Origin of the sequence: Streptococcus macedonicus ACA-DC 198 (assembly GCA_000283635.1) — a bacterium.
GTDB lineage: Bacteria > Bacillota > Bacilli > Lactobacillales > Streptococcaceae > Streptococcus > Streptococcus macedonicus.
In genome coordinates, this window is the sequence record HE613569.1 from 160,937 (window position 1) to 173,137 (window position 12,201).

General features: G+C 35.0%; 10 protein-coding genes, 1 tRNA gene, 1 other RNA gene and 2 pseudogenes. 9 read left to right on the forward strand and 5 right to left on the reverse strand.

What is annotated here, in order from left to right:
* Position 1: 1 nt before the first annotated feature.
* Genes SMA_RS01010 through SMA_RS01020 form a run of 3 tightly spaced genes read left to right on the forward strand, consistent with a single transcriptional unit; the run spans position 2 to position 3,796 of the window.
* A complete protein-coding gene (locus SMA_RS01010; protein ID WP_014293824.1) occupies positions 2 to 1,273 on the forward strand; it encodes an ATP-grasp domain-containing protein in 1,272 nt (423 codons plus the stop codon).
* Between the two features lie 41 nt (positions 1,274 to 1,314).
* A complete protein-coding gene (locus SMA_RS01015) occupies positions 1,315 to 2,568 on the forward strand; it encodes an MFS transporter (protein WP_014293825.1) in 1,254 nt (417 codons plus the stop codon).
* A gap of 1 nt (position 2,569) precedes the next feature.
* On the forward strand, positions 2,570 to 3,796 hold the full coding sequence (locus tag SMA_RS01020; RefSeq protein ID WP_014293826.1) for an ATP-grasp domain-containing protein: 1,227 nt from the start codon (positions 2,570 to 2,572) through the stop codon (positions 3,794 to 3,796).
* A 292-nt stretch (positions 3,797 to 4,088) separates the two neighbouring features.
* Here SMA_RS01020 and SMA_RS01025 read toward each other — a convergent pair whose 3' ends face one another.
* A complete protein-coding gene (locus SMA_RS01025) occupies positions 4,089 to 4,316 on the reverse strand; it encodes a hypothetical protein (RefSeq protein WP_044563176.1) in 228 nt (75 codons plus the stop codon).
* A 52-nt stretch (positions 4,317 to 4,368) separates the two neighbouring features.
* Here SMA_RS01025 and SMA_RS01030 point away from each other — a divergent pair.
* Positions 4,369 to 5,270: pseudogene (locus SMA_RS01030) on the forward strand (site-specific integrase); the annotation flags it as partial.
* Between the two features lie 81 nt (positions 5,271 to 5,351).
* Here SMA_RS01030 and SMA_RS01035 read toward each other — a convergent pair.
* The 4 genes from SMA_RS01035 to SMA_RS01045 form a co-directional block, all read right to left on the reverse strand.
* Positions 5,352 to 5,424: transfer RNA gene (locus tag SMA_RS01035), tRNA-Lys, on the reverse strand.
* A gap of 1 nt (position 5,425) precedes the next feature.
* Positions 5,426 to 5,617, reverse strand: a non-coding RNA gene (ssrS, locus tag SMA_RS10730) — 6S RNA.
* 122 nt (positions 5,618 to 5,739) lie between these two features.
* On the reverse strand, positions 5,740 to 7,008 hold the full coding sequence (locus SMA_RS01040) for a replication-associated recombination protein A (RefSeq protein WP_014293828.1): 1,269 nt from the start codon (positions 7,006 to 7,008) through the stop codon (positions 5,740 to 5,742).
* Positions 6,998 to 7,492: a GNAT family N-acetyltransferase gene (locus SMA_RS01045; RefSeq protein ID WP_014293829.1), complete on the reverse strand. Its 495-nt coding sequence runs from the start codon at positions 7,490 to 7,492 to the stop codon at positions 6,998 to 7,000. Before SMA_RS01045 ends, SMA_RS01040 begins: the two co-directional genes overlap by 11 nt.
* Positions 7,493 to 7,555: 63 nt before the next feature.
* Between SMA_RS01045 and SMA_RS01050 the strand changes: the two genes are divergently transcribed.
* The 5 genes and pseudogenes from SMA_RS01050 (at position 7,556) to SMA_RS01070 (ending at position 12,135) form a co-directional block, all read left to right on the forward strand.
* Complete coding sequence (locus tag SMA_RS01050) at positions 7,556 to 8,026, forward strand: DUF3013 family protein (protein WP_014293830.1); 471 nt, start codon at positions 7,556 to 7,558, stop codon at positions 8,024 to 8,026.
* Position 8,027: 1 nt separating this feature from the next.
* On the forward strand, positions 8,028 to 8,927 hold the full coding sequence (locus tag SMA_RS01055; protein ID WP_014293831.1) for a GIY-YIG nuclease family protein: 900 nt from the start codon (positions 8,028 to 8,030) through the stop codon (positions 8,925 to 8,927).
* Positions 8,928 to 9,257: 330 nt separating this feature from the next.
* Positions 9,258 to 10,211, forward strand: coding sequence for a 50S ribosomal protein L11 methyltransferase (prmA, locus tag SMA_RS01060; protein ID WP_014293832.1), 954 nt, complete (start codon positions 9,258 to 9,260; stop codon positions 10,209 to 10,211).
* Entirely contained in the window at positions 10,212 to 10,955 is a 744-nt protein-coding gene (locus SMA_RS01065) for a 16S rRNA (uracil(1498)-N(3))-methyltransferase (RefSeq protein ID WP_014293833.1), read from the forward strand.
* Between the two features lie 162 nt (positions 10,956 to 11,117).
* Positions 11,118 to 12,135 (forward strand): annotated as a pseudogene (locus SMA_RS01070) (LacI family DNA-binding transcriptional regulator).
* Positions 12,136 to 12,201: the final 66 nt, after the last annotated feature.

Sequence of the window (12,201 nt, forward strand, 5' to 3'; positions counted from 1 at the left end):
AGTGAAAAGAATTTTATTCATTAATTTGCGTTCACATTATGTTGAACGTATGGAGCCATTGTACGCAGCAAAAAAATTAGGGGTTGAAGTTGTGCTTCTTGCAGATATAAAGCCACAAATTGATGATGGATACATATCAGAAGATAATTTTATTATTACGGATACATATGATATGGCTAATGCACTTCAAAAAGTTATAGAGTTTGCTAAAGATAAGCCCATTGATGGTGTCCTAACTTGGTCAGATAGAGATGTCGAGTTAGTCTCACTTATTGCTGAAAAGTTAGATATACCTGCTCCAAATATTGAAGCAAGTAAGAATGCTAGGAATAAGTTTTTGATGCGGAAAGCTATTTCAGAAGAAAACCCAGAACTATGCCCAAAATTCTTGAGAGTTACAAATCTTAGCGAATTCAAAGAAGCAGTTGATGTAATAGGTACTCCAGGGGTATTAAAACCAGTAGGGGCTTCTGGTAGTAAAACGATTGTAAAAATATATTCGGAAACTAATTTGGAAAGTGTATTTGAACGAGTAAGGTCAGAAACTAGAATTTCAAGGGACAAAGTTTATAAATACTTTCCTGATGAATATATTTATGAAGAATTACTTTCTGGTGATGAAATGTCAGTAGAAGGTTTTGTTTCATCAGTAACTGGAGAAGTAGTGATAGCAGGTATGACTGATAAATATGTTACGGATGAGTATTCAACAGAATATAAAGAAGTAGAACCATCTCAAAAATCTCCTAAATTTCTTAAACTATACAGCGAAAAGGTAAAGTCTGCAGTAAAATCACTAGGACTTACAGCCTGTGCCTTTCATGCTGAAGTAAAAGTAGTCGGTGAGACTTTAAAAGTTATTGAGATAGCTGCACGACCGGGAGGCGGCTTTATAACAACACATTTAGTAAAATTGGCATCAGGAGTTTCATTTATTGAAGAAACCATAAAGAATGCTTTGAATCAGCCAATCGATAAAAAAATCTTTTTTGAAAGTTGGTCTCAATCTCCTAAGTATGTTGTTGGGCAAGAAGATTTTATGTCTGAAAAAGAGGGTGAGGTGTCTAGAGTAGGAGGTCTACCAGAAATCTTTGAAGATTCTAATGTTAGATTGTTTATTCCTTTGAAAGAGGTTGGAGATGAAGTTATTCTTCCTCCTAAAAATTACGGCTCACTTTACACAGGTAGAATAATTGTAGCTGCTTCAAATATAAAAGAAGTTGAAAAGTCACTATTAAGAGCAAAAAATAAATATAGATTTGAAGTAAAGTAAATATGTAATTTAAAATTGACATTCATTAATAAGGGGATACTATGAATTTTTTTAATAAAAAACTTTTCTCCTATTCAACGTCTGTAAAATTTTATTTAATAGGAACTTTCATATCTAGTATAGGTGATGGAATGTTTTCCTTAGCTGTTAGTAAGTTAGCTTTTGATAAAACTGGTACAGTAGCTGGAGTTGGTGGTGTGATTATCATTCAGTCTATAACAACGTTTTCGCTTAACCTACTTGCGGGCTATGTTGCTGATGCATATGATTCTAAAAAGATTTCAATTTATTCAGATTTAATACAAGCGATATTAATAATATTGTATGCCTTCTCATTAATTTATCTTAACGGTGGAAGTTTGCTTTTATTTTTATTAACGACTGTTATTAGTTGTATATCTCCTTTTTTTAGAGCTGCAAATTTTAAGCTTCTTCCAGAGATTGATAGAAAAGATTTAAGTTTGGTTAAATTAAATGGGCTAAGAAGTTCTGTTAAACAAGGAGGTTTACTACTTGGCTCCACTCTCATTGCACCTTTTATTTTTTTTAATTTGCTTCCACTTACTTTTCTATTAAATGGCATTAGTTTTCTTATATCTTGCTTATGTACATATAGGGTAATTCTTACAAGCACTACTAAAGAGGGAAGAATAGGGCCTTTATCGAAGATTTCAGAAATCTATAAAAGTTGGTTTTCATTAGTAAAGGAGCTATTTCTTAATCATAAAGTATTTTTCCTTGTTTTATTTTCAACTTTTGATTATTTGACAATAAATTTTATTAATTTAATAGGTATAAAATATGCTGAAACAGTATTACATAATTCAGCTTTTATTTCTCTCATTGATGGTGGCTATGCTGCAGGTGCAATTATTTCGTTTTTGTTAATTAACATAGTCTTTTCAAAGTGTGACTTTAATTACATTTTATGGATAGGACTGTTTGTCCAAGGAATAACGATTATTTTAATGAACTATTTTTCAACGGCGTATAGTACATTTATTCTAATATTTATTATAGGAGTTTTTACAGGTACCTCTATTTCCCTTTTTCAAACAATTCTGCATAAAGGAATATCTCAAAAATTTCATGGAAAGATATCAAGCTTTAGGGATATGATGGTTTCCGGTGAAACACTTTGTATTATTCCAATATTTTCTTATATTATAAATTTTGATTTTAAAAGGGGAATTTTGATTTTTGGAATTCTTATATTAACACTGTCGTCTATTTTAGCTTGGTTAGGTCTGACTAAATATTTTCCAAGTATAAAACTCAGAGAAAATGGAGAATAAAATGAAAAAAAGAATATGTGTTATAAATACTGTGACTTGGCTTAGAGCACCTATTTCAAATTGGCTTAATGATAATCTTGATACTACCTTAATCTCGAGTTATCAAGTTGATAAATCATTGCTTAAAGATATTAATCAATTTATATATTTTGAAAAATACAATGATGATGAGGAGCTTGAGAATTTAGTTATTAAACTTCACCAACAGGAGAAATTTGATTTACTTATTGCTCTCTCTGAAAAGGATATTTTGCGAGTAGCAAAGTTGAGAGAGCTTTTGGGAATACAAGGGCAAAATTATTTTTCAGCACTTCTTTATAGGGACAAATATATCATGAAGCAATTTGCTAAAATAATCGGATTAAATGTTCCAGAATTCAGCACTTTTTCGGAGCCTTGTGAGTTGATGGAAAAGGTTTCAAAAATTGGTTTTCCTATCTTAATCAAGCCTTTATCAAAATCGGGTTCTGAGGGAGTTCAGGTTCTAAAAAATAAAGAGGAGTATGATGACTACTTAGAAAAGAAGAGTCTCTGGGGAGAAAATTATGATGTAGAACAGTTTATTTTAGGTGATATGTATCATGTTGACGGAATTGTTGAAAATAATAAGCTTAAATTTGTATCAGTTTCTAAATACTGGAATAGTCTAGGAAAAAGTACAACATTAATGGAAAGTACGCAAAATACAACAATAACTTTTGCAGACTTTACAATAAATAAATCAGATTGGGAGTTTTTACTATTAAAAGGGGAGACTAAAAAATTTGTGGAAAAATCTAATTTTAATAATGGCACTATCCACGCAGAGTTTATAATTTCAGAGAAAGATAAAACGCCTTATTTTATAGAAATAGCAAGCCGTACAGGTGGTCTAATGATAAGCGATACGATTGAAAAAAAATATGGCATTATCATGAATGAAGTTTCCTTTTATTTACAAGTTGGACAAAAAGTGACTTATCCTTTAAAAAATGAGCCAGAAAATTTTGGTTTTTTAACAGTTTTTCCACAGAATAAAAAATTAATTGAATATGACGTAAGTAAAATTAAGCAAGATTTAAATGTCATTGATTTTTATGAAAATCATAAAATAGGTAAGCACTACAAATCTACGGAATATATGAATCATATAGGTATTATTTTATTTAAAGGTACCAGTCAAGAGAATATGAAACAAAAAATACAATATTTAACACGACTTATTGATTCAAATATAAAGTGGGAATAGCGTATTTATAATTAAAGCTAACTCTACCTTACTTATCCTAATTGGTAACTTTATAACTGAGAATTTTTTAAAATATAAAAGCGAACAACATTGGTTAGAACTCCAATTTGTTCGCTTTTATTTATGGTTGGTAATTGGGTAAAGTTTACATGTTAGGTAAATAAGGATATTGATTATGCAGTAATTGCTAAGTTAGTTACTTTGCAGTGTTTTGTTGTGTTTTTATAAATTTCTAGTTGCTAAAAATAGTGCTATTTAATATTAAATATTTTCTGATTACTTCCAGTTAGAGTTAGTGTTTTCTATGAGGAAATGCTTCTGAGATATCTTTCTCAACTTCTATAAATATAGTATTAAGAATTTCTCGTTCATCATCTAATTTGTATTTTGTGATTAAATTGTCTTTAAGATTGAATGCCTTAATTTTATTTTGCGTCATTTCAAATAGAATAGCCCACTTTAATTTATCTCGCTCTACTTTAGAAAAGTTCTTAATATCACTAACATCAAAATCAGACAAAAATCTTGTAACATCAACTCGTGAATAAATTGTTTGTCCTAATAGTTCATCAAGCGATAGGAGTGATGTTACTAAGTCAAAATATCTAATGCGAAAAAATGTTATCATACGCTTATTTGGAGATAAGAAAATTTCAAAAATAAAACCTAGTGAATATCAACGTATTATGAATGAGTATGGTAAAAAGGTATCAAGAAAACATTTAGGTCGGTTGAATAGTAATATAAAATCAAGTATTCATATGGCGATTGCTGATAAAATTGTCATTGAGGATTTTACAGCCTATGTAGAATTATTTTCTTCAAAACAAGGTCAAGAGACCGAAGAAAAGTATCTTCACACGGAAAAAGATTACCAAACTGTTTTAATCTATTTAAAAGCTAAGTTTGATTATCAAAATTCAATTGTTCCCTATATTATATTTTTCTTTTTAAAACAGGTATGAGATTTGCAGAATTGGTTGGTTTAACTTGGGAAGAGATTGATTTTGAAAAAGAAGAAATTAGAACATATAGACGTTATAATACTGCTACACATCAATTTACAGGACCAAAGAATAAAACTTCTGTAAGGAGTATCCCAATAACTGCTGATATGCTAAAAGTATTTGCTTTCTTAAAGAAAATGCAAGAAAAGACTAACAAAGAACTAGGAATTAGTAATGAAAATAATCTGGTTTTCCAACATTTTGGTTATGTTCACGATATGCCAGATATTGCAACTGTCAATAAGGCTATGAAAATAATGCTTACTGAACTTGACATTTATCCCATTATCACAACAAAAGGTGCACGCCATACTTATGGTAGCTATCTTTGGCATAATGGAATTGACCTTGGTGTTATTGCAAAAATATTAGGTCATAAAGATATTTCTATGCTAGTTGAAGTTTACGGACATACCTTACAAGAAAAAATTAATGAGGAATTTCTAGCTGTTAAACATTTATTATAAAATAGCAACAAATTTCGCAACAAATTGATTTTAGAACAAGCAAAAAGCCCTAAACAAAGGGCTTTTTCTTATGATATTTAATCCTCCCTATAGGGCTCGAACCTATGACCCATGGATTAAGAGTCCACTGCTCTACCAACTGAGCTAAGGAAGGATAAGAAGCTGTATTGGCACCGTGATTCACGATTTGTATTGAACCCGCGATCTACAAGCAGGTGGGCAACTCGCTTCTCCTTAGTTGCTTCCGCATGTAACGGCTTGCATACTGGAGAAAGACTACTGTTTCCCGAAATACAAATATTTAGTCGGTCAATACATTGATGTGAATTCGTATGCCACAGCAATAACCTATGTATCTATGATAGCATTTTTAAAAAATATTTCAAGGGGAAATCTTATTTTTTAGAAAGCGGTTTTCTTTTTAGACATTAACAAAAGCTATTAAAATGAGAAAGTCGATATGTTACCCTTATTTAGATAGTTCATCAATTTGCTCTTTGTTAGCACCGAGGGCACGCTCGTATTTCCCAGTTTGGTTAGCATCAAAATAATTTTTTCCGACTAACTTATCTGGTAAATACTGCTGTTTAACCCATTTTTCAGGATAATCATGAGGGTATTTGTAGCTTTGTGCGTTGCCCAATTCTTTGCTGCCAGCGTAATGTCCGTCGCGTAGATGACGTGGAATTGGCAGATTTCCATTTTGATGAAGGTCGCTGATAGCCTTGTCAATCGCTGTAATGGCAGAATTTGATTTTGGTGATAAGGCAAGGTCAATTACGACGTTGGCAATTAAGATACGTGCTTCAGGAAAACCAATTCTTTGGGCAGCATCAAGGGCCATGACCGTATGAATTTGAGCGTCAGGATTAGCAAGCCCAATATCCTCGTAAGCAATCACAGTCAGCCTGCGAGCAAGGCTTGGCAAATCACCAGCTTCAATCAGACGAGCGGCGTAGTGCAGACTAGCATTGACATCAGAGCCGCGAATGGATTTTTGCAAAGCTGACAGCACATCATAGTGACCGTCACCGTCTTTATCCATGGTAATATAACTGCGCTGCAAGCTATTTTCAACGGTGTCAAGGCTAATGTGGCGCAGTCCGTTATCATCTGCTTTGGTTGACATGACCGCTAAATCAAGCGAATTAAAAGCTGAGCGTAGGTCGCCGTTGGTTGCCGTTGCAATGAAATCAAGCGCATCGACATCAATATCAACATCAAAATCAAATCCGCGCTCTTTATCAGATAAAGCTGTTTGCAAAGCTGTCTTTATGTCATCAGTTGACAAAGGTTCTAATTCAAAAATTTGTACCCTTGAGCGAATGGCTGGCGTCACTGAAAAGAAAGGATTTTCAGTTGTTGCCCCAATCATGATAATATTGCCATTTTCAAGTAAAGGTAGCAAGAAATCTTGCTTGGTTTTATCTAAGCGGTGAATTTCGTCAAGCAGTAAGACTAAACCGCCAGAAAATTTAGCTTCCTCGGCAATTTCTTGCAGGCGCTTTTTGCTGTCTGTTGTAGCGTTGAACGTTCGAAAAGCGTATTTGGTTGTTCCTGCGATAGCGCTAGCGATTGAGGTCTTCCCGATACCAGGAGGACCGTAGAGAATCATTGATGACAACATATTGGCCTCCACCATACGGCGAATGATTTTTCCTTCACCGACTAGATGCTTCTGCCCAATCACTTGGTCAATATTCTTAGGGCGCATTCGCAAAGCGAGATTATTTGGCATGAATATCCTCCAGATAATAACTGTAAACGAGGTCATCAACGTAAGTATGGTTTAAGTAAAATTGATTTTTCAAAGTAGCCTCTTGTTTAAAGCCTAATTTTTCGTAGAATGTGCAGGCTTTTTCATTTGATGATAGTACATGAATGAGAACTTTTTGGTAGCCGTCAGCTTTTGCCATATTGAAGAAAGTTTGGATAAGTTTGCGTCCGATACCTTGACCGCGCGTTTTTTCAGAAACGGCAATGCCAAAAGTTACCACGTGATGACCGCTAGGGAAAAGATAATAAGTATGGTAATCAAGAACACCTAAAATGTCCTGATTTTCTTCAGCGACAAGATAATGTGTTCCATTTTCAAAATCTTTGATGATTTTATCCTTATTTGCAATAGGTAGCGGAGCTGGCGTGTTAAATGTATCCCATGTTTGGTTTTCTAGTATAACCACTTGTTCAATATCTTCTAGCTCCATTGGTCGTATTTGCATGTCATTTCCCCTTAAGTATGATAAAATAATTGTAACACAAAAGAAGATTGGAAGAAATTTTTAATGGCTAAATTTGGCTTTTTATCAGTATTAGAAGAAGAAATGGACAAGCACTTCACGTTTGATTATGCCATTGATTGGAATAAGAAAAATCATGCGGTGGAAGTGACTTTTATTTTGGAAGCGCAGAATCAATCTGCGGTTGAAACTGTGGATGACCAAGGTGAAATCAGCAATGATGACATCATTTTTGAAGATTATGTGCTTTTTTACAATCAAGCAAAATCAAAAGTTGATGAAGATGATTATTTGGTGACTATTCCATTTGACGCCAAAAAAGGCTTCTCGCGTGAATTTTTAGCCTATTTTGCAGAAACATTAAATGACGTTGCAACTAAAGGTCTTGATGATTTGATGGATTTCTTAGCAGATGAAAATGCAACTGACTTTGCTCTTGAATGGGATGCTGAGAGCTTTGAAAAAGGCAAAGCAGAGTTAAAAGAAACAGAATTCTTTGCATATCCGAGATATTAAGATGGTAAAAAGAGGTAAAAATATAAATATGTTTCTGATGGATGGTGAAGTCACTGGTAAGATTAAGTGTACTTTATCCAACTGGACAGGCGTGATTTATAAAATTCCTAGAATTCAGTTAGGTGATTTAAAATCAAGACCTGAGATGAAACAAAGTGGTGTTTATTTTTTACTCGGTCGTGATGATGCTAATCAGCAGGATACTGTTTATATTGGTCAAGCAACGAGCCGAAAGAATGGTGAAGGTGTTTTGTTACGTGTTCAAGAGCATACTAGGGATAATCATGCTGATTATTTCAATGATGTCATTGTATTAACAACTCAAAATAATTCCTTCGGGCCGACTGAAATCAGTTATTTGGAAAACAGATTTACTCAGCTAGCAAACGAAGCAAATCGTTTTGTTGTTCGAAATGGTAACGAACCAAATTCTGGCAATGTAACTGAAGAAAAGCAATCTGAACTGGATGAGGTTGTTGAGAATACAAAAACAATAATTGGAACCCTTGGTTATCGAGTATTTGTTCCTATGATTAACGGTGACAATTCTGTTGATGAAGAGCCAATTGAGGCTGAAACTGTTCTTGCTCTTAAACGTAAGATTAAGCGATCAAACCGTGAAATTATTGCAACTTGCCGACAGACAGCAGAGGGATTTGTTGTTCTTGAAGGCAGTATGATTGAACTTACAGATGGTAAAGGAATTCCAGAATCTATTCGTAACTTGCGACAAGAGTTACTGAAAGAGGGAATTATCAAGGATGGTATCCTCAAGAAAAATCGATTTTTCAATAGTCCATCTTATGCAGCATCTTTTGTTTTAGGTATGCCTACAAACGGTCGTACTGATTGGAAGGATTCAAATGGATGTACTTTGAAAGAGAGAGAAGAAAATTTATAACAATATGTAAATGTTCAGGTGTTTTATTGTGGATAAAGAGAGTTAATAGCTCCGCCTGAAATAGATTAGATGGAAAGGAAAAGGTTCGGTTAGTATTTTAACTGAACCCGCCCGAAACAAAAATAGAAAAGGAGTGTAAGGATAAGCGTTCAGCTTTGAACACGGACTTATGACCTTTTTAATACAGATGGAAAGGAAAAAGGTTCGGTTAGTGTTTTAACTGAACCCTCCCGAAACACTGTGCCAAAAAGATAAAATTCTCCTAGACGCAAGCGCCGTCGGTGATTTTCCTATTTTGGCTTTGTGTTTTACGGGCTTGGTATCTTAATTATGGACAAGTGGCAAGAGTTGACTGTTGAGGTTTTACGTGATGCAGAAGAGGCTGCGTCAAATATTTTGATTGAATTGGGTAGTCAAGGGGTTGCTATCGATGATAGTGCTGATTATCTTGGACACGTCGGGAAATACGGTGAAGTTTTCCCAGAAATCAAACAAGTAGAAACTGTGAAAATTACGGCTTACTACCCTGAACACATTGACATTGAAGAAGTTGAAAAAGAAGCGTCTAAACGTTTGGCTGAATTGACACATTTTGGTGTGGATGCTGGTGAGGTTCACTATGAGACACAAGAATTGGCTGAGCAAGATTGGGCTGAAAATTGGAAGAAATATTATGAGCCAACACGTATTAGTCATGATTTGACAATTGTTCCAAGTTGGACAGATTATGAAGCTAGTGAAGGTGAAAAGACGATTCGTCTTGACCCAGGTATGGCTTTTGGTACAGGAACTCACCCAACCACAAAAATGAGTCTTTTTGCGCTCGAGCAAGTGCTTCGTGGCGGTGAAACGGTCCTTGATGTCGGTACTGGTTCAGGTGTGCTTTCGATTGCAAGTTCACTACTTGGGGCAAAAGACATTTACGCTTATGACCTTGACGAAGTAGCGGTGCGCGTGGCACAAGAAAATATTGATTTGAATGCTAATACTGAAAATATCCACGTGGCTACTGGAAATCTTTTGCAAGGTGTTGGCATTCAAGCAGACGTTATCGTGGCAAATATCCTTGCGGACATTTTGGTCAATATGACAGAAGATGCTTATCGTCTTGTCAAAGATGAAGGTTACCTTATCATGTCAGGCATTATTTCTAATAAATGGGATATGGTTCGTAAATCAGCTGAGGACGCAGGTTTCTTCCTTGAAACACACATGGTTCAGGGCGAATGGAATGCCTGTGTTTTCAAAAAAACAGATGATATTTCAGGTGTAATTGGAGGATAAATGCAACAGTATTTTGTAGCAGGACAAGCTCAAGATGTCGTTATAATCACGGATAAAGATACGATTAAGCATATGTTTAACGTTATGCGTTTGACAGAAAACGATGAAGTTGTCCTTGTCTTTGATGACCACGTGAAGCGTTTGGCAAAAGTCATTGATAGTGCTGAACACCGTTTTGAAATCATTGAAGAACTAGATAGCAATGTTGAATTGCCTATTGAGGTGACGATTGCTGCAGGATTTCCTAAGGGTGATAAATTGGAATTTCTAGCACAAAAAGGGACTGAACTTGGTATGGCAAAGCTCTGGGCATTTCCAGCGGATTGGTCAGTGGTCAAATGGGATGGAAAAAAATTAGCCAAAAAAGCTGATAAGCTGGCAAAAATCACACTAGGTGCTGCGAAACAAAGCAAACGTAATGTGATTCCAGAAGTCACTCTTTTTGAGAAAAAAGCAGCTTTTTTAGAAGAACTTGAGCAATTTGACAGGATTTTTATTGCTTATGAGGAATCAGGCAAGGAAGGTGAGACGGCTATTTTAGCGCGTGAATTGTCACAAATGAAAGCGGGAGAGAAAATTCTCTTTATCTTTGGACCAGAAGGCGGCATTTCGCCAGAAGAAATCGAAACATTTGAATCAAAAGGTGGTTTGAAAATCGGCTTAGGACCACGTATCATGCGCGCTGAAACCGCACCGTTATACGCTTTAGCGAGCATTAGCTATGCCTTGGAATTGATGAAGTAGCTAGAAACCTAGGTTGTTAACAATTTATAATGGAAAACACTGTTATAGGTGTTTTCTTTTTATTTACTTATTTTTTACTGGTGCTTGTGAAGGTTTTGGGTTGACAGCGCTTTAAAAAGTTTTTATTCTAGATATATACAAATTACAGATAAGGATAATATAATGGTAACAATTAAGGATGTCGCAAGGGTTGCGGGGGTATCAAGTTCGACAGCTTCACGTGCTCTACATGATAATAGTATGATTAGCGAGGCGACTAAAAGACGTGTGCGTCGTGCGATGAAAGAACTGGATTACTCTCCAAACTATTCGGCACAAAATCTAGTCAATCGCACAACCAATACAATAGGGATTATTTTGCCTGTGCGAGAAAGTCAGGATTCACTTGAAAATAACCCATTTTTCATGCAAATTATTCAAGGTATTTCAAGCGTGTGTAGCGAGAATGACTACATGGTCAGCTTGGCAACAGGACGAACAGATGACGAATTGCAAAAAAATATCCAAACCTTAATTCGTAGCGGCAACATCACTAAGCTTATTTTTCTTTATTCAAGAAAAGCAGATCCAGTTTTTGAATTTGTCAAACAAGAAAAGAAGGTTTCTTGTGTCGTTGTTGGTCGTTCTTACGAAGATGCTCCGCAAAAAATGGTGCGTTTTGTCGATAATAATAATGACCAAGCTGGTAAAAATGCAACGACATTCATGTTAGCCAAAGGCTATAATCATCTTGTTTTTGCCTATACTGATATGGATGAATTAGTGCAAACCGAACGTTATCAAGGTTACTGTGAAGCTTTGCAAGAATACGGTAAAAAAGGGAGTACATTGCAATTATCACGCCTAAGCGACGAGGAAAATGCGGTGAAGTTGCAGACGTTTCTTGCTGAAAATCCCAAAACAGAGGCTTTTGTTGCCTGTGATGAACATCATGGCGATTCGTTTGCAACGTTTATTTAAGGATAGTGACCTTGAAAATCATTATACTATGATTGATTTTAACAATTCATTGATTACAGAAATTGCGAGCCCTGCCTTGACTTCCGTGGATATTTTTCCATATGAGCTGGGGAAGAATGCTGCCAAATTATTATTAACTGACCCTAAAAATTTAACTGAACAAACGGTTGTTATTCCACATAAAATCATTGAACGCGAATCAACACCAGATTTGGGTTAACAGCTTTTACTAACTAAAACCTCCGTTGAAGGTTTTTTGGCAAGGAAGTGTTTGTTTAGATGTCTT